Raw genomic sequence first — 20895 nt, forward strand, 5'->3', positions numbered from 1 at the left:
GGTATCCGTCCGGTTTTGTCTGATGAGTTACGCATGATTCGGGGGTGATCCCGCCACCTGTCGAACACTTCATGTCCTAGTCGGATCAATCACCTTTTGTGTGCGCCACGCAGAGCAGCCTTGTGTCACCCGGAAGAGTGAGCCGTCCGGTGATCAGATCACTTGCGACGCGTACCGCTCCGTGCAGCGGATCGCCCTCTGCCGGAACCAGCCGTGCCTGCGGCAGCAGTCTCGCCAACTCCTCGGCCAGCGGTACGACAAGCGGGTCGCCCAGCTGCAGAAGGCCGCCGGTGAGGGCGACTCTGGGCTCACCGGCCGTCGGGCAGACGGCGGCGGCCGACTCGGCCATGTGCCGGGCCGCCGCGCGCAGGATCCCGGCCGCGACCGGGTCGTGTGCGGCGCAGTCCGCGACCTGCGGGGCGAAGGAGGCCAGTACGGCGGGCCGGTCGGCGCGCGGATAGAGCTGCCCGGGCAGTCCGGCCAGCGGCCCGAACCGCTCCTCGGCGCGGGCCCGCAGAGCGGCCGAGCCGCCGTCCCGCCCGTCGAAGGCGCGCAGTGCCGCCTCGAGGCCCGCCCGGCCGATCCAGGCGCCGCCGCCGCAGTCGCCCAGCAGATGCCCCCAGCCGTCCGCCCGCCGCCACCCGGTCAGATCGGTGCCGATCGCGATCAGCCCCGTACCGGCGGCGACCACCGCGCCCGGGCGCGGGCCCAGGGCCCCGACGTACGCCGTCACGGCGTCGGCGGCCAACGCGACGGTCCGCGCGCCGAGTTCGCGGGCCAGCGCGCCCGGCAGTTCGGCCCGCAGAGCGTCGCCGAGACTGGCCAGCCCGGCGGCGCCGACGACGACCGTCGTCACCCCCTCCAGCCCGTTCTCACCGATCAATGCCCGCGCCATGGGCAGCAGTTGCTCCAGCAGATGCCCGGGATCGATACCCTTCGCACCCGTACGCACCGGCTCCCGGGACTCGCGCGGCACCGACGGCGCCCGCCCCGGCAGGCCTACGACGGCCCGCAGCCCGGAGCCGCCGGAGTCGACGGCGAGAAAGCCGGCCCCGGAGCCGCCGGAATCGAGAGGGGCGACGGCGGGACTCTCCGCGCCACGGCCGTCGCCGTCCTCTCCGCTCATGGCCGACGCCAGTAGGCCGACATGGGCGAGGGGCGACCGTGGCGGAGCGGCTTGGTCACTGGATCCAACGGGGCTCCCCTCCTTCCCGGTGACCGGCGGCGCGATCTCCCTGGACCGGCTCGATGACCTTGATGAGGAGGAAGAGTAGCGCCGAGGACGGTGTCTGCGCGTGGGAGGCTTCCGCGGCTGTGCGGAAGCCCCGCGTGTGCCAGTAGGGTGACGCTCTGTGGCACCACGACCCTTGCATGAACTTGTTGAGGCAGGCTGGGCGAAGGCTCTTGAACCTGCGGCCGAACGTATCGCCGCGATGGGGAACTTCCTGCGGTCCGAGATAGCGGCCGGCCGGACCTACCTTCCGTCCGGAGCGAATGTCCTGCGGGCCTTCCAGCAGCCCTTCGACGACGTGCGTGTCCTGATCGTCGGCCAGGATCCCTATCCCACGCCGGGGATGGCCATCGGGCTGAGTTTCGCGGTCTCGCCCGAGGTGCGTTCGTTGCCGGGCAGCCTCGAGAACATCTTCCGGGAGCTGAACACCGACCTGGGGCTGCCCAGGCCGTCCAACGGCGACCTCACCCCCTGGACCCAGCAGGGTGTGCTCTTGCTGAACAGGGCACTCACCACGGCTCCGCGCAGTCCGGCCGCGCACCGGGGCAAGGGCTGGGAGGAGGTCACCGAGCAGGCCATCCGGGCGCTGGCGGCGCGTGGCAAGCCGCTGGTGTCCATCCTCTGGGGGCGTGATGCCCGAAATCTGCGGCCGTTGCTCGGGGAGCTTCCGGCGATCGAGAGTGCTCATCCCTCGCCGATGTCGGCGGACCGCGGTTTCTTCGGTTCGCGTCCGTTCAGTCGGGCCAACGACCTGCTGGTGCGGCAAGGGGGGCAGCCGGTGGACTGGCGTCTGCCGTAAGCCGTGGTGCGTGTGATGGCCCGGAGGACGGCGGCCGTTCGGCCCACTCCCGTCCGGCGCGGGCCTCGCGCGTACGGCCCCGCAGCCGGATCGGGTGGTGACACCGGCTGCGCTGCCGAACTGAAATCGCGGTACCGCCGACGCCTGTGCCCTTGCGGTGCCCGCGGAGGGACCGGTGCGGAGTGCGTGTAAAACGGGATCCTGGAGGAGGCGACGAACGTGGCCGAGGGCGGCATGTGGCACTTCGGCTTCTTCATGGCCCCCAAGGTGCCCGAGATGCTCTTCGACGGGCGCGAACTGGAGTTCATCACCGCCACGTTCACCGCCATGTCGACCCCCGGCACCTTCAGCCCCGAGGACCTCGCCTATGCGGAGTCCTACAGCGGGCGGGAGCGGCTCCGCGGTGGCTTCGAGCACTGCCGCGCGCTCCCCGAGGACGGGCGGGAGAACCGCACCCTCCTGGCCGGCCGGCCACTGCCCATGCCCGTCCTGGCCATCGGCAGCGCACACTCCGGCACGGCCGCCGCGCAGGCCCTCGGTCCCCACGCGGACAGCGTGCAAGGCAAGGTTGCACCGACGGGACACCTCGTCGCCGAAGAGGACCCGCACTGGTTCACCAGGACCGTCACCCACTTCCTCGCCTGACCCCCGAGCGCCACGGCCGAGGTCAGAGGCAGCGGGGAGCGGAGGTTGTCAGGCCGTGTGCTGGTAGGCCGGGTACGTCAGATATCCGGCGTCACCCCCCTGGTAGTACGTGGCCTCCTCGACGGGAGCGATCGGGACACCGGTGCGCAGGCGCTCGACCAGGTCGGGGTTGGCGATGAAGCCGCGGCCGAAGCTGATGAGTTCGGCCCCCAGCCCGAGCCAGTGGTCGGCGTCGGCCCGGCCGGCCTGCTTGGGACCCATGGGAAGCACCGGGTTCATGATGAGGGTGCCCGGCCAGGTACGGCGCAGGCCGACGAGTACGTCTTCGGGGGCGGTGGCCGTCAGATGGACGTAGGCCACGTCGAGGCGGGCCAGTTCGGTCAGGAGGGCGGTGTAGAGCTCGGGGACATCGCCTTCCTCGACGCCCCAGAACGTGCCGCCCGGGGAGAGACGGATGCCGGTCCTGGCCCCGCCGACCGCCTCGACGGTGGCCGCCACCGCCTCGACGGCGAACCGGATCCGGTTGGTCACCGAGCCGCCATAGCGGTCCGTGCGGAGATTGGCGTTGGAGGAGAGGAACTGTGAGATCAGATAGCCGTTGGCGCCGTGCAGTTCCACGCCGTCGAATCCGGCGTCGACGGCGTGCCGGGCCGCCTGGGCGTACGACCGGGTGTGCTCGGGCACTTCGGCGGTGTCCAGGGCGCGTGGCGTCGGCGCGGGCTGGGGCCCGGTCGGGGTGAACACCTCGCCGACGGCGGGGACGGCCGAGGGACCGACCGGCTGCGTTCCGGTCGTGTCGGGGTGCGAGACCCGTCCGCTGTGCATGATCTGGGCGAAGATCCGGCCGCCGTTGGCGTGTACGGCGGCGGTCACGGGGCGCCACGAGGCGACGTGCTCGTCGCTGTGCAGTCCTGGCGTACCCGGATTCGACTGCCCGACCAGACTCGGCTGCACCCCCTCGGTCACGATCAGTCCGGCCGTCGCCCGCTGGGCGTAGTACGTCGCCATCGACGGCGTGGCCAGTCCGCCGGCGGCGGCCCGGACCCGTGACATCGGGGCCATCACCACCCGGTTGGGCAGCCTCAGTTCGCCGAGCTGGTAACTGTCGAAAAGGGTCGTCACGTCAGGACTCCATCGCGATCCACCGTGCCCGGCTCTCGGGCACGGCAGTTACGCTAAAACCTCACATGGATGTCAGAGGCAAGGCCTGTGTCGCAGGTCATATAGGGGGCGGTATGCGTATCGGAGAACTCGCGTCGCGAACGGGAGTCAGCGTCAGGTCCCTGCGTTACTACGAGGACCAGGGGCTGCTCAGCAGCTCCCGCAGCGTCAGCGGGCAGCGGCACTACAGGGAGGAGGAGGTCGAGCGGGTGGCGTTCATCCAGCGGCTGTACGCCGCGGGTCTGTCCAGCCGCACCATCGCCCAACTGCTGCCGTGCGTCGACGCGCCCAGCGAGGAGAACTCGGACGCCGCACTGGAGCGGATGGCACAGGAACGCGACCGGCTCTCCGAGCACATCGCCGACCTCATACGCACCCGGGACACCCTCGACGCGGTGATGGCCTCGGCCCGAAAGCACCGGGAAGGACTGCGGCCGGCAGTGGTCCGGTGATCGAGCAGCGTCCGGGCCGGTCGTGGGAGGCTGGGCGGACGTGCCGGAGGCCTCGGGCGCGGCTTCCGTGGATCGTCGGGGGAGAGACCGACGCAGTCGGTGCCGAGGCGCGTGAGCAGGTCCAGAAGCCGGTGTCCGATGAGGCGGCCCTCGGTCAGCCCCCGGCCGGCGTCCAGCGGATGCGCGTACTGGCCAGCGAGACCACGAGCGCCGCTGCCGCGACGACCGCCAGTCCCCACACCAGGCTGCTCGAGTTCGCCACGAACCCGATGAGCGGTGGCCCGGCCAGCAGGCCCGTCGTACCCATCGCGGCGACCAGGGCCAGCGCATCCGAGCCCTGTTTCGCCGCGGCCACATAGACGCACGGGGTGACGGCCGCACAGCCCAGCCCGACGCAGGCGAACCCGACGAGGGCCGCCGCCACGCCCCCGCTCACCAGGGCGAAGGCCAACCCTGCGGCGGCCAGCGCGCTGCCCGACAGGACGACCCGTCCGTCGCCCCAGCGGGTGCGCCAGCCGTCGGCGAAGAGACGGGCCACCACCATCATGCCCGACACCACGGCGATGCCCGTCGGCGCCAACTCCGCGGAGGCGTTGGCGACTTCCCTCAGGTAGAGGGCGGACCAGTCGTTCATGGCGCCCTCGGTCACCGTGCCGAACGCCATGGCGCAGCACATCCAGAGCGTCATACGGGACGGCAGGCTCCATGCGCCGCCGCTCTTCCTCTCCTTGGCGGGCTTCCCCTCGGCGGATGCGGCGGATGCGGCGGATGCGGCGGATGCGGCGGACGCGTCCTCGTCGAGCAGACCGGGGCGCGCCACGGCGGCCAGCAGGACGAGCAACACGGCGGCCACACCGAAGTGCACCGCCACCGACGAGGTCGCCGCGTTCATGCCGGAGGCGAGGAGGGCCGCGAGCAGGGAGCCGGCACTGAACGTCGCGTGCAGTCGGGCCATGGCGTTGCGTTCGTACCGGGTCTCCAGGGCCGCTCCCTGCGCGTTCATGGCCACGTTCAGGCATCCCACGAACACCCCGTCGGCCAGCATGACCAGCAGGGCGACGGGATAGTCCGGCGCCGCGGCCAGTGCGACCAGCAGCACGGTCAGACAGAGGGCCGACAGCAGCGCCAGCCGTGCCGAGCCCAGCCTCTTCGTGAGCACCGGCACCAGCGGGAACGACGCCACGGCACCTATGCCCGCGGCCATCAGCAGAACCCCCACCTCGGCCGCGGTCAGGCCGAGGTCCGCCTTGAGGGCGGGTATCCGTGAGGCCCAGGTCGCGTACTGGAAACCGAGGGAACAGAACAGTGCGGCGATGGCCAACTGGGCGCGGTGGAAGGGATCATGGACACGGAACACGCACATCAACTCGCTTGGTCGACTCGGCCGTCGCCTCGGGCATGGAGACGGGACATGGAGCGGGACATGTAGACGGCGTTCGCGCCGTAACCGCCCGGGGAGATCCCCGGGTACGCGGTGAATCCGCGCGCCGACCAGAACGGCTCGCTACGGCCGACGGCGATCAGCGAGATCCGCTCGAACCCGCGCGAACAGGCGGTCAGCGTCAGGTGGTTAAGGAGCCGCTGGCCCAGTCCCCGGCCGCGCAGCCGCTCCGTGACCACGATGTCGTGCAGGTGCAGATTGCGCGCGGAAGGCGAGGGCAGCACAGCCACCTCCGTCCGTTCGAGGTCCGGGTATCCGAAAGGCGGATACGGCAGCGCCAGCAGGTACCCGGCCGGCACCGAGTCGGCGTCCAGGACGAAACACGTGTCCGGCGCCGCGTCCGCCCGGGACCGCAGCGCCGCGCGTCCCTCCGACAGGCCGAGTGCCGTGTAGGCACGGGACTCCATCGCGACGATGGCGTCCCAGTCGGCGTCGGTGATGGGGCGTATGCGTATCTGTTCGCCGCTCATGGTCGTCCCCCGCCCGTGCAGACGTACGGGAGCGGGTCGAAGCCGTTGAACCCCTGGGTCGTGTAGCTGATCGCGTAGGCGCCGCTGGACAGCACCCAGACCGGATCTCCCGACGCCAGATCCACGGGGACCTGTACGAGACCGTGCTCATGGGGGTAGGCGTCGTCGCTGTCGCAGGTGGGACCCGCGACCACGGCCGGGACGGACTCGGCGTCACGGTGCGTGGGGAAGACGAGCCGGTACTGCAAGGCGTCCATCTCGTACAGGCCGTTGAACTTTCCGCAGCTCAGGAAGAGCCAGTACTGCGGCTCGCCGTCGGGCCGCCGCCGCTTCGACAGCCTCGCCACATGGGCCCGGATGACCCCGTGGTCGGCGACGAGGTGGCGCCCCGGTTCCATGACGAACCCGAGGTGCTCGCCGTGGACCTTCCTGAGGTGGCGCATGCCCTCACGGATCACGGCGAAGATCTTGTCCAGCGGGGGGTCCAGCGGCGTGCCGTAGCGGTCGAGGTATCCGAGGGCCGGCAGACCGCCGCCGAGGTTGACGTGATCCAGCAGGATCCCTCGCCGGCCCAGGGCGGTCAGGACGTCCGCCAGGCGCTCGACGGCGCTGTGCCAGGCGTCGGCCGTCATCTGCTGGGAGCCGACGTGCACGGACAGCCCGGCGGGGGTCAGTCCCTTCTCCCGCGTCGCCGCGAGGATCCGCACCGCATCCGCGGGCGCGCAGCCGAACTTGTCGCTGAGCCCCCACAGCGCCCCTTCTCCGCCGGTCGCCAGCCTGACGAACACCCGGGCTCCCGGAGCGTGGGCCGCGATCGCCGCCATGTCCTCCAGGCTGTCGGTGGCGAAGTCCCGGACCCCGAGCCGGTGGGCGGCGGCGATGTCCCGGTCCGACTTGACGGTGTTGCCGTAGTGCATCCGGTCGACGGGCACGCCCGCGCGCAGCGCCTGCTCCAGTTCGCGGGGGCTTGCCCCGTCGACTCCGGCGCCCTTCCCCGCGAGGCACGCGAGTACCTCGTCGACCGGGCAGGCCTTCATGGCGAAACGGATGTCAACGCCGGGCAGTTCACGCCGCAGCCGGTCGTAGCCGTCCTCGATTCCGGCCAGGTCGAAGACGATCCGGTCCTCGGTGGCGCCTTCCAGCACGGTGGTCAGGGGTGATCTCACCGCTGCTGCCCGGGCGTCGCAGGGACGGAGGTGAGTCTCGCCGCACGCACCAACGGTTCCCAAGCCTCCGTCAGCAGGGCGAAGTCCTCGATGTCGCGGCGCGCTTCGTCGAGGAGCCGTTCGCGGCGCTGCCACAGGAGATCGGCGAACTCGGCGTATCTCCCGCCCAGTTTCCGGTAGGCCGAGTCGAGGACGTCCAGCCGTCGGACGTTCTCACCCGGATCCAACCGGGCGCTCTCCCGCGCCAGCCGGACGACGGCGGACGCGCGCACCTGTCCTTGGTCGCCGACCAACTGCGCATCCGTGCGGGCCATTTCGGCGTAGATGAAGTTGAAGTAGAGCATGGACAGAAGGAACTTGACGAAGCGCAGCTGGTAGGCGATCAGACCCGAGTCGGTCCTGCGCTCACCGGTGTAGAAGTTGACGATGTTCCGGTTGTGCAGGACGCCCGGCAGTGCGGCGTCGTGGACCAGGTGGATCAGGAAGTAGTCGCTGCCGATCGTGTCGGTCGCGGGCGGCAACGGCACGCGTTCGTGTACTCCGTGGAAGCTGATGTTGCACATGTCCACGCGCATGGGATCGACCAGGGCCAGCGTGGAGTGATCCGCGGTGAAGGCGGCCGAGCCCGCGCCTCGGAAGGACTCGTCGACCAGTTGTCGCCTCTGCTCGTCGGACCAGTCGCCGGGCGCCCACAGACCGACCACCTCGTGGTAGACGGCGGGGTCGATCCGGAGTATCTCGCCGATGTCCACGGACAGTTCACCCACGAACGAGCTGCCCACCATCGCGACCCGCTTGTTCATGTGTTCGGCGGCCAGCGCATTCTCGGTGACGTCGTGCGCGGCGTCGGTCGCGCGCCTGCCGAGCGACAGGAGTTCGTGGTGGACGGGGAAAACGTTGTCGCCGTTCACGACCTGATAGCGGCTGTCGGAGTCCCTGCGGTGGACGGACTCGCAGCCGAGCGCGGCGGCGATGAGGAACGCGCGGTTGGTGCAGGCGCCGTAGGAGACGCCGGCCGGGAGCATCAGGTCCAGCAGCAGATCGGGCTTCATGACTCCGGCCCGCTCGATCAGCCGCCGGAGAAAGTCCCGCTGCCGGTCCTCGTCGAGATGGTGTGCGACGATCCGCGGATCGCCCGGGATGCGGCGCACGGCCTCGGCATGTTCCGCATGGACCGGTGGGGTGCAGGAGTCCAGGATCAGCAGGTGCACCTCGATGTCGAAGTGCTCGGCCGCGTACGCCGCTTCCTCGGCAACGGCGGCGATCGTCGCGGAGCAGGCTCTGTTGGTGGGCAGGGTCAGACAGATTCGGCGCATGTCTCTTCTCCGACCGGTATCTCTCCTCCGACCGGCTCAACCGGCTCGAGCGTCTCGTCGGGTTCCGTCCCGTGCCAGGACGTGCGGCCCAGCAACTTCGCTCCCAGGTCGGAGAGTTCGGCCCGGCCGTACCGCAAGGACTCGTGCCGGGTGGCGTCGCCGAGCAGCGTCGGGTTCCAGTCCGGTGTACTGAGCGTGCGCCATGACTCGATCCGGGAACGCCTGAGCGCCTGGTGCGACTCCAGCGCCGGCATCATCGACAGGTACTGGGCCGCACGCACCGCCCCGTCGGAGGTGTTGGGCGCCACGCCGTGCGCCAGCAGGCCGTTGAAGATCAGCAGATCGCCGGCCTCGAGTTCCGGTCGCACCACGGGGAACTCCGCACGGTCGATGCTGGGCCGGATCGGGTCGCGGTCGTCGGGCTGGAACGCCTTCCACTGGTCGAACCGCTTGAACAGCTCGGGGCAGCACTGGAATCCGCCGAGTTCCGGCCGGGTGTCGGTCAGGGCGATGATTCCCTGGACCCGCTGCGGCAGCACCCCGAGGGTGGTGTCGACATCCCAGTGGAGCTCGATGTCGAACCCCTCCTGCGTGCTCGGGATCAGCGCCCGGTCGCGGTTCTTGATGTTCGGCGGGTTGAGGTTGAGCCGGTCGAGCGTCACCCACAGCTCTTCGCAGTCCCACACGTCGACGAACGCGTCGTAGACGCGCTGCGTCTGGCGGCTGTCCCACAGGAGCTGGTGGTGGTAGGCCTCGACGAAGCCGTAGATGTGCAGTTCCCGGTCCAGGTCCGAGCGGTATTCACGGTCCTCGTACCAGGTCTCCGGACGATCGGGGTCGAGACCCTGGAACTCCCAGGCGAAGTCCAGCAGCCGACGGGCCGACGAGGCGGGGATCGCCTCCTTCACCACGACGTATCCGTAGGTCTGCCAGAAGGCGAAGTCCTCCTCGGAGAGGACTCTGAGGGGGCGGGTCTTCTGCAGGTCCCGCAGGGGTGTCTGGGCGAGATAGGTCTCGCCGTCCGAACTGAAGTAGGGGAGGTTCGACGGGGCTCGATGGAGATAACGGTCAGTCGTGGGCATGCGGTGCTCCAGACCTCGATCTCAGGTGGCGGCGACCCCGACCGGGTCACCAGATGCGCGGAGCGAGGGCGGTGGTCGTTCCCGCAGGGTCACTGCACCACGTGACACACCAGCCCCGGTTCGAACTCGCGCAGCCCTAACTTGGACTAGACCATCTCGCTATGTCAAACATGGCAGTTGAGGGCGTGTTTTCGTCAAGAAGGCGGAAATCGAACCCACTTGACACGAGCGGTTAGCCTGAGCGGAGACTCATTGGTCTGTACCAACAGAAGGGCACGCTCGATGGTCTCCAGCACACACGGCAAGGGCCTGCGGCGACTTGCGCTCTCCGTCCTGCAGCCGGGGTTCGTGGGCACCGACGCGCCGGACTGGGTGCTGCGCGACATCGGTGACGGGCTGGCCTCGGTCGTGCTCTTCGCCCGGAACATCGTCTCGATCGACCAGGTCGCCCGGCTGACCGGCCGACTACGCGCGGAAAACCCCGAGTTGGTCATCGCGATCGACGAGGAGGCCGGCGACGTCACCCGGATCGAGTCCGCGACCGGCTCCACCCGGCCGGGCAACTTCGCCCTCGGCACCGTCGACGACACCGACCTGACCGAGGCCGTCGCCGCCGACCTGGGCCGACAGCTGCGCGCCGCCGGCATCAGCCTCGACTACGCGCCCAGCGCGGACGTCAACTCCAACCCCGACAACCCGATCATCGGGGTCAGGTCCTTCGGCGCCGACCCCAAGGTGGTGTCCCGGCACACCGGCGCATGGATCCGGGGCCTCCAGTCGGCCGGGGTCGCCGCCTGCGCCAAACACTTCCCCGGCCACGGCGATGTCGCCGTCGACTCCCACCACGGCCTGCCCACCTACGGCGCCGACCGCGAACAGATCGCCGCCCAGGCCCTGCCGCCGTTCCGCGCCGCCCTGGAGGCCGGCGTGCGCGCGGTGATGACCGGCCATCTGCTGGTGCCCGCCTACGACACCGACCTGCCCGCCACGCTCAGTCGGCGCATCCTGGACGGACTGCTCCGGCAGGAGCTCGGGTTCGACGGCATGGTCGTCACCGACGCCATCGAGATGGGTGCCGTCGCCGACCGCTACGGCATCGGCGGGGCCACCGTCCGAGCCGTCGCCGCCGGTGCCGACGCCGTCTGCGTGGGCGGCGAGAACGCCGAGGAGGCCACCGTCGGCCTGCTCGCCGACGCCCTGGCCGACGCCGTGGCGTCCGGGGACCTCACGGAGGCGCGGCTCGCCGAGGCGAGCGGTCGCGTGCGGGAGTTCGCGGCCTGGTCGGCAGGCCTGCGCCCGGCCGGCCCCGTCGACACGAACGGCAGCCGAATCGGCTTCGCGGCCGCCCGCCGGGCCATCCGGCTGACCGGCGCCGTGCAGGACACCGTACCCCTGTCCGCCGCGCCGCACGTAGTGGAGCTGGTGCCCACCACCAACCTGGCCATCGGCAAGGAGACGCCCTGGGGCGTGGCCGCCCCGCTGGTCGAGCGACTGCCCGGCACGACGTCCGTCCGGGTGCGCCACGAGGACCTGCGGTCACGCACCGCCACCCTGGAGACGCACGCCCTGACACCCGCCGCGGGACGCCCCCTGGTCGTCGTCGTCAGGGACGCCTCCCGGCACGGATGGATGGCGCGCGCCCTCGCCGAACTCATCGCCGCCCGGCCCGACGCGATCGTCGTGGAGATGGGCCTGCCGGGCGCCCCCGTCCCCGCGGCCGCCCAGATCTTCACCCACGGCGCCACCGCCGCCTCCGGAGTTGCCGCCGCGGAAGTCCTGGCGGGGGTCCGTTAGCGCCGGCAGGGTTCAACTTCCTTAATCACCCGCAACGTTGACGCGCGCACGGCTCTTTCCTACCTTCTGGGAGCGCTCTCACATCCATCGCCAGAGCAGGCAGGTGTCATGACCCCCTTACAGAGACCAGCACGTCGCCGCCTTCGCCGGATCACGGCCGCACTCGCCCCGGTGCTACTCGCCGTCCTCGTCCCCCTCGCACCGCCGGCGTCCGCCGCCGGCACCATCTGCAACAAGTACTGCGACACCCGTGACCCCGCCCTCTCCCCGGGCGACCGCGCACCGGTCACGGCGAGCATCTACTCACGATCCGTCGCCCTGCACTTCGACGACGCCGACGCCATGGGCTGGGCTTCCATCGACAACGGCAACCCAGGCGACGAGGTGTGGCTCGACCGCTCCTTCGACGGCGGCCGCAGCTGGAGTTCCGGCAGCAAACTCGGCGACACCAGCGTGCCCACGGGGCAGCGCGGCTGGCGCACCCTCATGTACAACGTGGACGACTGGAACAACCTCGGCGTCGGCGCCCTGCGCGCCTGCGGCAAGGCCGGGGACCGCGCCGAGATCGCGTGCACCCCCTGGGCCCGCACCACCTGGAACGCGGGCGAGCCGCGCACCGCGGCGGCCACCGGCCTGATGACGTTCTACGACTACGGAACCGGCCTGTTCGACACCACCGGCTGGTGGAACTCCGCGAACGCCCTGACCGCGCTCATCGACAACATCCGCGTGACGGGCATGGGTAGTTACCGTTACGCGATCGCCCGTACCTACGACCTGAACATCAACGCGCAGGGCGGGCAGTTCCGCAACGACTACATCGACGACACCGGCTGGTGGGGCCTGGCCTGGCTGGCCGCGTACGACCTGACCGGCGACAGCCGCTATCTGAACACGGCCCGCGCGGACGCCGACCACATGGCCGCCTACTGGGACGGCACCTGCGGCGGCGGAGTGTGGTGGAGCACGGCGAAGACCTACAAGAACGCGATCGCCAACTCCCTCTACATCCAGCTCAACGCCGCCCTGCACAACCGTGTCCCGGGCGACACGACGTACCTCGGCCGGGCCCGGGCCGGCTGGACCTGGTTCCAGGGCAGCGGCATGATCAACGGCTCGCACCTGGTCAACGACGGCATCGACCTGTCCACCTGCGGGAACAACGGCCAGACCGTCTGGTCGTACAACCAGGGCGTCCTCCTCGGCGCCCTCGCCGAGCTGTACCAGGCCACCGGCGACGGCGGACTGCTCACCAGCGCACGGCAGATCGCCGACGCCGCCACCACGACCTCCCTGCTCCACACCTCCGACGGCATCCTGCGCGATCCGTGCGAGGGCGGCGACTGCGGAGGCGACGGCCCGTCCTTCAAGGGCGCCCATGTGCGCGGCCTCGGCAAACTCAACTCCGTGCTCCCGGACCACCCGTACACCACCTACCTCAAACGCCAGGCCGACCGCACCCACGCCAGCGACCGCAACGCCCTCGACCAGTACGGGCTGCGCTGGTACGGCCCGCTCGACCAGGTGGACGCCGCCCGTCAGCAGAGCGCCCTCGACCTGCTCAACGCCGCGTCCTGACCGGGGTCGACAACGTTATCCGGGTGCGACCACCCACGCCTGCCGGAGCCGCCTCGCGGCCCGGCACGGTGTCCAGCGGTGATCTTCCCGGCCACGGGTTTGCAGGGCCTTGGCCCGGCCCGGACGGCACCCCCCTTCTTTACGGTCCCTGGCTCAGGCGACGACCGCCGCCCGGACGCACAGCACGTCTGGCAGATGGGAGGCCAACTGGCGCCAGCTGTCACCGTCGTCGGCCGAGGCGAACACCTCGCCGTTGCGGTTGCCGAAATACACCCCGGCCGGATCCGCGTCGTCGGTGCAGAGCGCGTCGCGCAGCACGGTGCCGTAGTGGTCCTCCACCGGGAGCCCCGCCGACAGCGGCTCCCAGGTGCCACCCGCGTCGGGGGTACGGAAGACCCGGCAGCGGTGCTGGGCCGGCACCCGGTCGGCGTCGGCGTTGATCGGGAAGACATACGCCGTCTCCGCACGGTGCGGATGGGCGGCCGCCGCGAACCCGAAGGTGGACGGCAGCCCCTCGCCGATGTCGGTCCAGTGCGCTCCCGCGTCGTCGCTTCGGTACACGCCCCAGTGGTTCTGCAGATACAGCCGGTCCGGACTGCCCGCGTCCTGGGCGATCTTGTGCACGCACTGGCCGAACTCCGGGTCGGGATCCGGCAGGAACACCGCGGAGACACCGGAGTTGGACGGTGTCCAGCTCGCGCCGCCGTCGGTGGTGCGGAAGACCCCGGCCGTCGAGACGGCGACCGTCACCGCCTTGGGGTCGCGCTGGTCCGTGACGACGGTGTGCAGGCCCTCACCGCCGCCGCCCGGCACCCACTTGTCGCGCGTGGGGTGCTCCCACAGCGGCCGGACGAGGTCGAAGCTCTCCCCGCGGTCCTCGGAGCGGTACAGCGCGGCCGGTTCCGTGCCTGCGTACACCACGTCCGGTTCGGCGGCCGCCGGGTGCAGCTGCCAGACGCGCTCCAGCGAGGCCAGGGTGTCCTTGGGGAACTTCACGGCGGGCCGGGCCGGTTCCGTCCAGGTGCGGCCCAGGTCGTCGGAGTGGAACACCGAAGGCCCCCAGTGCGCGCTGTCGCCGCCCGCCAGCAGCCGGGGCCGCTCGCCCCGGGTGTCGATGGCGACCGAATAGATCGCCTGTGCGTTGAAGTAGGGACTCTCGTCGAAGTCCCAGGTGCCACCTCGCCGCCGCCCCAGGAACAGGCCCTTGCGGGTCCCCACAGCGAGCAGTACCTCGGTCATGCCCATCACCTCCATTACGTCTTTGTCACACCGGCCCTCAGATATCGGCCAGTCTGCACCCCACCACTGACAACGACCTTTGGACCGTCCGTCTTCGCAGGTGGGAGCCGTCGTGTCGGCCCGGTCGAACAGGGTGACGGCACTCGTTCCGGAAGACGCCTGCGCGAGCGGGGTCAGTCGTGCGACCGTCGAGTAGGAGGTTCGCCGTGAGCAACGGGGCGGCCTCTCCCGTATGGGAGGGCGGTCCGGGCTGTCCGTGCGCGCGTGAGGAGGATGCCTTTGAAGGCGTTCCGTGGTCCGAAGGTCTGGTTGTGGCGCTGGCGGCGCAATCCGCTGAAGCGTCGCGCCGACACGCTGGAGGCCTGGGTGCTGCTCGGCGCCTGGCTGTTCACCGTCCTGGCCGGGGTGCTCGGCGGGCTCGCGGCGGCCCGGTCGGTCGAGGACAGCCTGGCCCGCGAGCGCGTGGAATGGCACCCGGTCGTGGCCCATGTCATGGACAGGGCCCCAGGAGGGTCCGGGCCGAAGTCCGAGGCCTCCGGCGGCGAACGGGTCTGGGCGAGGGTGGGCTGGACCGTCCCCGACGGCTCCGCGCACACCGGCCAGGTCCGGGTCGCGGCCGGCAGCAAGGTCGGCACCCCGGTCACCGTCTGGTCGGACCCCCAGGGCCATCTCGTCACCCGGCCCGTCACCGCGTCCGAGGCCCACTTCCGCTCCGCGCTGATCGGCGGTCTGGTCGGGCTGAGCGCGGCCGCCGTCCCCTTCGTGGCCGGGCTCGTCCTGCGCGGCCGGCTGGAGCGGCGGCGGATGGACCGCTGGGACGCGGAGTGGTCGCGGCTCGGGCCGCAATGGGGCCGGACGACAGGCTGAGGCGTCGGGGGGGGCGTCCGGCAGATCATGCCGGCGCAGCGGGCCTTGGGGCACGCACTCCCTCGGAGGGACCACCCCCAGCCGCGTTGTCGTCACTCGCAGATGCCCCCAGCCCTGGGCCGGGGGCGCCCCCACCGCGGTAGTGGCTGATGTCCACGCCTCCTTTCCGCCTTGCGTCTGACGCTCCGCCACTGCTTCGACCACGCTGTTAGCGTGGGCGGATGGAAGATCTGGGACCCGTGGCCTGGCCGCCTGAGCCGATCAGGACCGAGAGGCTCGTGCTCCGTGAGCCCGAGACCCGGGACCGAGCGGTGTTCATCGAGCTGCTCGCCTCGCCAGAGGTGCACACCTACCTCGGCGGCCCCCGGCCGCGTGACGAACTTGAGCGTGAGATGCCCGGGGTGCCCGAGCGGTGGCCCGGGAGCTTCGTCGTTGATCTCGACGGGTCGATGATCGGCCACATCCTGCTCAGAAGAGCAACGGGGCACCGTCGCCCGGCTGCCGCAGGGAAGGCCGATCTCGGCTACCTGTTCCTGCCGAGGGCGTGGGGATTCGGGTACGCCGCCGAGGCGTGCGCGGCGGCACTCGGCTGGCTCGCCGGCGCGCTTCCCGACGAGCCGGTGGTGCTCACCACCCAGACCGCCAACGTCGGCTCGATGCGTCTCGCGGCGAAGCTGGGGTTCACCGAGGTAGAGCGGTTCGAGGCCTGGGGCGCCGAGCAGTGGCTCGGCATGTGGTCCCCGGTCACACCGTCCAGGTGAGTAACCGGCAGCGGTTGGCGCGATGTCCCGGAGGTGGTGATCATGTGGTTGGGGTGAGGAGCTTTACTCACATGATCGAGCCGCGGAGCTCCCAGTCCGCTCCGGGGGCTCCGAGGTCAGTGACTCGCCAGCGCCGTACGGCAGTTGGCGAGCAGCCGCTCGTCCTGGGCGATGTCGTGGCTGCCGTACCCGCCCGGCCGTGCCGTGTGCCGTCGGGCGGTGGCGAGTTCGGCCGTCACCAGGTCGTGCAGCGGTGCGCCCGCCGGGCCCATCGCGGCCAGGCACTCGGCGATCGCGCCGCGGGCGTACGGATTCTCCGACCAGGCGGCCCGGAACACCGGCAGTACGGGATCCGCGTCCCCGTCGATCCGCCACAGCGCCTGCGCCGCCGCGGTCCGTTCCCGCACTCGGCCGGATCCGGCCAGGGCGCGCAGCGCGGGCAGCGCGTCCCGTGCGGCGTTGCCGAGCCGCCCCAGCTGCTCGGCCGCCGTACGGGTACTGCGGCTGCGACTGTGTGTCAACTCCCGCAGCAGCGCGGGGAGTACGGCGTCCGCGTCGCCTTCCGCCGACCACAGGGCCCCCGCCGCCAGGGCCGCGTGCCGGGTGTCGAGGAGCCCGCGCAGCACCGGCGCCGCCGCCCGGGAGGCCGTGCCCAGGGCGTCGAGCGCCCGTACCGTCTGCCCGACGAGGGCCTCCCGGGTCCCGAGCCCGTCCGGTGCGCCGCGCAGCAGCCGCAGCACTTCCGGCACCGCCGCCGGGTCCTTGAGTGCGGTGAGCGCCGCCAGCAGTGGAGCGGCCAGCTCGGCGGCCTCGGGCGAGTCCAGCGGGACCTGGCCGAGCCGGTGCCGCAGCGCGGGGGCGAGCGGAGTCGCCGCCGGGCCCAGATGCACCACCTCGGAGCCCAGACCGGCGGGAACCACCGGGCCCGCCAGTAACTGCGCCAGGACTGGGACCGCGCGCCGGTCCCCGCTTCTGGCCAGTCCCTTGAGCGGCCCGCCCAGCGAGGGTCTGCCGCGCTCCCAGGTATGCACCCACAGGTCGGGCCGTGTGATCACCAGCGCGTACAGCTCGTCGGCGGCGGGCGCGGCCAGCCCGAACAGTTTCGCGAGCACCGAGCCGGCCGCATCGCGCAACTGGTCCTCCTGGCAGCCCAGTTGGGAGCCGATCAACGAGACGGGCGCGCTGAAGTCCGCCCGCCACTCACGGAACAGCCCGGCCGACATCCGCACCGCGTTGCACCGGTCCATCGCGTCCGGACTGCTCAACTGGCCCACGAGCAGGGCGATCCGGTCGGCCACCCGGCCGTCCAGCGCCCGGTGGAGGGTGCGCAGCAGATACGAACCCTCTTCGTCCGACGGCCGCAGCCGCCGTATCCGGCCGACGAGCGTGTCCGGGTCCACCCGGTCCTGACCCGTCGCGCGCTGCTCGGACCGCTCCCTGAGCAGCCGGACCGCCGTCGGCACCACATCGGCGGGCAGCCGCTCCGGCGCGCCCAGCGCCAACTGGCCGAGCGCGGCGAGCCGCATCCCCGGGGAGTGCGGTGGTTCGCTCTGCGCGGCCAGCAGTTCCACCGCCCCGGCCGCGTGGGCGGGATGGCGCCGTACGAACAGGCCGAGAGCCGCGGCCAGGGTCGGCAGCACCTGCTCGTCGCGCTCCACCGTGATCCGCCGGCGCAGCAACTCCAGCACCCGGGCGGGTGCGTCGAGGAACCGGACCAGCGCCCCCGCGGCCGCCCGCCGCACCCCGGGGCACGGGTCGTCGGCCAGCGGCACAAAGGCCTCCGCACCCGCGCGCACGGCGGCCTGAGCGGGCGGACCGGCGCTCTCCGCCCCGATGCTGACCAGCAGTTCGACTATGGCGCCCCGGTCCCGCACCTCCGCGCGGGAAGCGAGCGCGAAGAGGAACGGGACGCAGGCGAGCGTCGAGTCGTACACGTACCCCTGGTGGTGCACCGAGCCGTACATCCCGTCGAGCGCGGCCTCCCGTTCGGCCGCGTCCGCCGAGGCCAGTCCGCGCAGCAGACCGGGCACGTCCTCCGCGCTGCCGTACGCGTGCCGCAGCGAGGCCCAGTCGACCTCGTCGATCCCCGTGAACACGTTGTCCTCCCCAGGCGAGTACCACCTGATCAGGAGTCTGCACCACGGCACTGACAACGATGCGGAATCGGACGACGACTGTGTGCGATCCGTCGACGCTCACCGGCCAATGACACCCCGCGGAGGGATCAGTTCCCGTCAGGCAGCGCCCGCTCCAGGATCGCGTCCAGCCCGGCCCCGGCGGGCAGCGTGCCGAACGCGTGGCCCCAGTCGCCGTCGAGCCGGGTCGCGCAGAAGGCGTCCGCGACGGCGGCGGGGGAGTACCGGACCAGCAGGGAGGCCTGGAGGGCGAGCGCCATCCGCTCGACCAGCCGGCGGGCGCCCACCTGATCGGTTTCCGCCCATTCGGTCTTCAGCCGGCTCACGGTGGCGTCCAGCCGCGCGTCCGCCCCGCGCGCGTGGGCGAGTTCCCCGAACAGGGCGTCGGCGGCACCGGCTTCGCGGGTGAGGGCCCGCAGCACGTCGAGCGCGTTGACGTTCCCGGAGCCCTCCCAGATCGACAGCAGGGGCGCCTCGCGGTAGTGGCGGGGCATACCGGAGTCCTCTACGTAGCCGTTGCCGCCCAGGCACTCCAGGGCCTCGGCCGTGAACGCCGGGCCGCGCTTGGTGACCCAGTACTTGCCGACGGCGGTCGCGATCCGGCGGAAGGCCCGCTCCTGTTCGTCCCCGCGCACCGCGCGGTCGGCGGCTCCGGCCAGCCGCAGCGTGAGGGTGGTCGCGGCCTCCGACTCCAGAGCCAGGTCGGCGAGAACGTTGCGCATCAGCGGCTGGTCGACGAGCCGCGCGCCGAACGCGCTGCGGTGCCGCACATGATGACCGGCCTCGACGAGTGTCTTGCGCATCAGGGTCGCCGAGTTCATCACACAGTCCAGCCGGGTGCAGTTGACCATCTCGATGATGGTCTTCACACCCCGCCCCTCGGGCCCGACGAGCCATGCCACGGTTCCGTCGAACTCCGGCTCGGAAGACGCGTTCGACCGGTTGCCGAGTTTGTCCTTGAGCCGCTGGACGCGGAACGTGTTGCGGCTGCCGTCCGGCAGCACGCGCGGGACGAGGAAGCAGGACAGCCCGCCCGGGGCCTGCGCCAGCACAAGGAAGACGTCGCACATGGGCGCCGACGTGAACCACTTGTGCCCGCGCAGGGTGTAGACGCCCGGCTCGGCGGTGGGCGTGGCGGCCGTCGTGTTCGTCCGTACGTCCGAGCCGCCCTGCTTCTCGGTCATCCCCATCCCGGCGAGCAGCCCCGGCTTCTCGGTCGGCACGCGCAGCTCCGGGTCGTACTCCCGGCTGGTCAGCAGCGGTTCGTACACCTTGGCCAGTTCCGGGGTGGCGCGCAGCGCGGGGACGGCCGCATAGGTCATCGAGGTGGGACAACCGTGGCCGGATTCGGTGTGCCCCCACACCAGCCCGCCGGCCGACCGCGCCACGTGGGCTCCGGGCCGGTCGTCCGCCCAGGCGGCCCCCGCCAGCCCCTCGGCCACGGCCGTCCGCATCAGCTGATGCCAGCTGGGGTGGAAGTCGACCTCGTCGATCCGGTTGCCGTACCGGTCGTGGCTGCGCAGCTCCGGCTCGTGCCGGTTGGCCAGCTCGCCCCACTCCTGGGCCTCCGCGCTCCCGGCCCGCACCCCGAGCCGCCGGATCCCCTCCTCGGCCCACTCGGCGCCCTCCCGGCGCAGTCCCTCAAGGAGGGCCCGGTCGTCGGAGGCGTCGTACGGGGCGAGCGGCGGCGCCTGATTGGTGACGTCGTGAGTGGCGTACTGCTGCTGCGGAAACGCGGCGGTCGAGTCCATGCCTCCATGTTGCACTCTCACTACGGCTGTAGCAATGATGCAATAATGAGCCGCACGTACAGTACGTGACCATGCGCATGAACGTGTCCGCCGAGCCCGCCGGCGTCGACCTGCGGCCGATGTCCGCCCGGTCGGTCGTGCTGAGCCTGCTGCTGGGTACGCATCCGCCACAGCTGCCGGTGAAGGATCTGATCCGCCTCGTGGAGCCGTTCGGCGTCGGCGGCTCCGCACTCCGGGCCGCGCTCAGCCGTATGACGGCGGCCGGTGACCTGCGTCGCACCGACGACGCCGTCTACGGCCTCAGCGACCGGCTCCTTGCCCGCCAGCGCCGCCAGGACGAGGCGGTACGGCCCCGCACGCGCGCGTGGCACGGCGACTGGGAGATGCTGATCATCACGGCCACGGGCCGTGGCCCCGCCGAACGAGCTGACCTGCGCACCCGTTTGACCTCCCTCCGCCTGGCAGAACTCCGCGAGGGCGTCTGGCTCCGCCCGGCGAACCTGGTCAGGCCCCTCCCCGGTGACGTGCTGGCGATCGCCGAGCCCTGCACGGCCCGTCCGTCCCGTCCCGCCCGGGAACTGGCGTCCGGACTCTGGCCGCTGACCACCTGGGCCACCACCGCCCGCACCCTCCTGACCCACGCGGCCGAATCCCACCGCCCACCCGACCGCTTCACGGTCTTCGCGGCGGCCGTACGCCACTTGCTGAGGGACCCTGTCCTGCCGCCGGAACTCCTGCCCCCCGACTGGCCGGGCGACGAACTGCGCACCGCTTACGCGGCCTACCGGACGGAACTGGGGGAGCCGAGAGGGGACCCGGCCGACTGACGTCACCGGAACACGCCACCTCAGCCAACGCGGCCACCTCAGCCAGTGAAGAGCTTCGGGACCGGGCAGGGCTCCAAACCGCCGTACAACCCTCGGGCCGATCCGGTGTGCGGCGGCGGAGTTGGCCGCGGAGATGGCGGCGGGAGTGCCTTCGCCCCCTGGGCGGGTCCGGAAGATCAT

At 71.4% G+C, this 20895-nt stretch carries 18 protein-coding genes; 8 read left to right on the forward strand and 10 right to left on the reverse strand.

Annotated features, from left to right (window positions below; all coding sequences use genetic code 11):
• Nucleotides 1-85: 85 nt before the first annotated feature.
• On the reverse strand, nt 86-1126 hold the full coding sequence (locus ABTY98_RS22845) for an N-acetylglucosamine kinase (RefSeq protein ID WP_352222776.1): 1041 nt from the start codon (nt 1124-1126) through the stop codon (nt 86-88).
• 226 nt (nt 1127-1352) lie between these two features.
• Between ABTY98_RS22845 and ABTY98_RS22850 the strand changes: the two genes are divergently transcribed.
• Both ABTY98_RS22850 and ABTY98_RS22855 read left to right on the forward strand, forming a co-directional pair.
• Nucleotides 1353-2030 carry a uracil-DNA glycosylase gene (locus tag ABTY98_RS22850; protein ID WP_352222777.1) on the forward strand — a complete coding sequence of 226 codons (678 nt, stop codon included), beginning with the start codon at nt 1353-1355 and terminating at the stop codon, nt 2028-2030.
• A 219-nt stretch (nt 2031-2249) separates the two neighbouring features.
• Nucleotides 2250-2675 (forward strand): hypothetical protein, encoded by a 426-nt coding sequence (locus ABTY98_RS22855; RefSeq protein WP_352222778.1) that lies wholly within the window; start codon nt 2250-2252, stop codon nt 2673-2675.
• 48 nt (nt 2676-2723) lie between these two features.
• On the opposite strand, the gene ABTY98_RS22860 is transcribed toward ABTY98_RS22855, so the two are convergent.
• Nucleotides 2724-3797 (reverse strand): alkene reductase, encoded by a 1074-nt coding sequence (locus ABTY98_RS22860; protein WP_352222779.1) that lies wholly within the window; start codon nt 3795-3797, stop codon nt 2724-2726.
• A 113-nt stretch (nt 3798-3910) separates the two neighbouring features.
• On the opposite strand from ABTY98_RS22860, the gene ABTY98_RS22865 reads away from it, so the two are divergent.
• A complete protein-coding gene (locus tag ABTY98_RS22865; protein WP_352222780.1) occupies nt 3911-4288 on the forward strand; it encodes a MerR family transcriptional regulator in 378 nt (125 codons plus the stop codon).
• A gap of 154 nt (nt 4289-4442) precedes the next feature.
• On the opposite strand, the gene ABTY98_RS22870 is transcribed toward ABTY98_RS22865, so the two are convergent.
• The 5 genes from ABTY98_RS22870 to ABTY98_RS22890 are packed head-to-tail and all read right to left on the reverse strand — an operon-like array spanning nt 4443 to nt 9763.
• Nucleotides 4443-5651, reverse strand: a complete 1209-nt coding sequence (locus ABTY98_RS22870; protein WP_352222781.1) for an MFS transporter — start codon at nt 5649-5651, stop codon at nt 4443-4445.
• Nucleotides 5651-6199: a GNAT family N-acetyltransferase gene (locus ABTY98_RS22875; RefSeq protein WP_352222783.1), complete on the reverse strand. Its 549-nt coding sequence runs from the start codon at nt 6197-6199 to the stop codon at nt 5651-5653. Before ABTY98_RS22875 ends, ABTY98_RS22870 begins: the two co-directional genes overlap by 1 nt.
• Complete coding sequence (locus ABTY98_RS22880; protein ID WP_352222784.1) at nt 6196-7365, reverse strand: type III PLP-dependent enzyme; 1170 nt, start codon at nt 7363-7365, stop codon at nt 6196-6198. Before ABTY98_RS22880 ends, ABTY98_RS22875 begins: the two co-directional genes overlap by 4 nt.
• The gene (locus ABTY98_RS22885) at nt 7362-8681 is read right to left on the reverse strand and encodes a DUF6271 family protein (protein WP_352222785.1); all 1320 of its coding nucleotides are present in this window, start codon (nt 8679-8681) and stop codon (nt 7362-7364) included. Before ABTY98_RS22885 ends, ABTY98_RS22880 begins: the two co-directional genes overlap by 4 nt.
• Entirely contained in the window at nt 8663-9763 is a 1101-nt protein-coding gene (locus tag ABTY98_RS22890; RefSeq protein WP_352222786.1) for a phytanoyl-CoA dioxygenase family protein, read from the reverse strand. The genes ABTY98_RS22885 and ABTY98_RS22890 overlap by 19 nt, the downstream gene beginning before the upstream one ends.
• A 282-nt stretch (nt 9764-10045) precedes the next feature.
• Between ABTY98_RS22890 and ABTY98_RS22895 the strand changes: the two genes are divergently transcribed.
• Both ABTY98_RS22895 and ABTY98_RS22900 read left to right on the forward strand, forming a co-directional pair.
• Complete coding sequence (locus tag ABTY98_RS22895) at nt 10046-11557, forward strand: glycoside hydrolase family 3 protein (RefSeq protein WP_352222787.1); 1512 nt, start codon at nt 10046-10048, stop codon at nt 11555-11557.
• A 108-nt stretch (nt 11558-11665) separates the two neighbouring features.
• Nucleotides 11666-13135, forward strand: coding sequence for a glycoside hydrolase family 76 protein (locus ABTY98_RS22900; RefSeq protein WP_352222788.1), 1470 nt, complete (start codon nt 11666-11668; stop codon nt 13133-13135).
• Nucleotides 13136-13288: 153 nt separating this feature from the next.
• Here ABTY98_RS22900 and ABTY98_RS22905 read toward each other — a convergent pair whose 3' ends face one another.
• A complete protein-coding gene (locus tag ABTY98_RS22905) occupies nt 13289-14374 on the reverse strand; it encodes a WD40/YVTN/BNR-like repeat-containing protein (protein WP_352222789.1) in 1086 nt (361 codons plus the stop codon).
• Nucleotides 14375-14647: 273 nt separating this feature from the next.
• On the opposite strand from ABTY98_RS22905, the gene ABTY98_RS22910 reads away from it, so the two are divergent.
• Both ABTY98_RS22910 and ABTY98_RS22915 read left to right on the forward strand, forming a co-directional pair.
• Entirely contained in the window at nt 14648-15241 is a 594-nt protein-coding gene (locus ABTY98_RS22910) for an Rv1733c family protein (RefSeq protein WP_352222790.1), read from the forward strand.
• Between the two features lie 221 nt (nt 15242-15462).
• Nucleotides 15463-16002, forward strand: a complete 540-nt coding sequence (locus tag ABTY98_RS22915; protein ID WP_352222791.1) for a GNAT family N-acetyltransferase — start codon at nt 15463-15465, stop codon at nt 16000-16002.
• A gap of 116 nt (nt 16003-16118) precedes the next feature.
• Here ABTY98_RS22915 and ABTY98_RS22920 read toward each other — a convergent pair whose 3' ends face one another.
• A complete protein-coding gene (locus tag ABTY98_RS22920) occupies nt 16119-18098 on the reverse strand; it encodes a HEAT repeat domain-containing protein (protein ID WP_352222792.1) in 1980 nt (659 codons plus the stop codon).
• A gap of 128 nt (nt 18099-18226) precedes the next feature.
• Complete coding sequence (locus ABTY98_RS22925) at nt 18227-19888, reverse strand: acyl-CoA dehydrogenase family protein (protein ID WP_352222793.1); 1662 nt, start codon at nt 19886-19888, stop codon at nt 18227-18229.
• Nucleotides 19889-19959: 71 nt separating this feature from the next.
• On the opposite strand from ABTY98_RS22925, the gene ABTY98_RS22930 reads away from it, so the two are divergent.
• A complete protein-coding gene (locus ABTY98_RS22930) occupies nt 19960-20715 on the forward strand; it encodes a PaaX family transcriptional regulator C-terminal domain-containing protein (RefSeq protein ID WP_352222794.1) in 756 nt (251 codons plus the stop codon).
• The last annotated feature ends 180 nt before the right edge of the window (nt 20716-20895 follow it).

Origin of the sequence: Streptomyces sp. NPDC096040 (assembly GCF_040303265.1) — a bacterium.
Classification (GTDB): Bacteria; Actinomycetota; Actinomycetes; order Streptomycetales; family Streptomycetaceae; genus Streptomyces.

Excerpts from the sequence above, each read along its gene's own strand:
- ABTY98_RS22845 (WP_352222776.1), bottom strand. The coding sequence starts at position 1,126 with ATGAGCGGAGAGGACGGCGACGGCCGTGGCGCGGAGAGTCCCGCCGTC.
- ABTY98_RS22865 (WP_352222780.1), top strand. The coding sequence starts at position 3,911 with ATGCGTATCGGAGAACTCGCGTCGCGAACGGGAGTCAGCGTCAGGTCC.
- ABTY98_RS22870 (WP_352222781.1), bottom strand. The coding sequence starts at position 5,651 with ATGTGCGTGTTCCGTGTCCATGATCCCTTCCACCGCGCCCAGTTGGCC.
- ABTY98_RS22875 (WP_352222783.1), bottom strand. The coding sequence starts at position 6,199 with ATGAGCGGCGAACAGATACGCATACGCCCCATCACCGACGCCGACTGG.
- ABTY98_RS22885 (WP_352222785.1), bottom strand. The coding sequence starts at position 8,681 with ATGCGCCGAATCTGTCTGACCCTGCCCACCAACAGAGCCTGCTCCGCG.
- ABTY98_RS22890 (WP_352222786.1), bottom strand. The coding sequence starts at position 9,763 with ATGCCCACGACTGACCGTTATCTCCATCGAGCCCCGTCGAACCTCCCC.
- ABTY98_RS22895 (WP_352222787.1), top strand. The coding sequence starts at position 10,046 with ATGGTCTCCAGCACACACGGCAAGGGCCTGCGGCGACTTGCGCTCTCC.
- ABTY98_RS22900 (WP_352222788.1), top strand. The coding sequence starts at position 11,666 with ATGACCCCCTTACAGAGACCAGCACGTCGCCGCCTTCGCCGGATCACG.
- ABTY98_RS22905 (WP_352222789.1), bottom strand. The coding sequence starts at position 14,374 with ATGACCGAGGTACTGCTCGCTGTGGGGACCCGCAAGGGCCTGTTCCTG.
- ABTY98_RS22910 (WP_352222790.1), top strand. The coding sequence starts at position 14,648 with ATGCCTTTGAAGGCGTTCCGTGGTCCGAAGGTCTGGTTGTGGCGCTGG.
- ABTY98_RS22915 (WP_352222791.1), top strand. The coding sequence starts at position 15,463 with ATGGAAGATCTGGGACCCGTGGCCTGGCCGCCTGAGCCGATCAGGACC.
- ABTY98_RS22925 (WP_352222793.1), bottom strand. The coding sequence starts at position 19,888 with ATGGACTCGACCGCCGCGTTTCCGCAGCAGCAGTACGCCACTCACGAC.
- ABTY98_RS22930 (WP_352222794.1), top strand. The coding sequence starts at position 19,960 with ATGCGCATGAACGTGTCCGCCGAGCCCGCCGGCGTCGACCTGCGGCCG.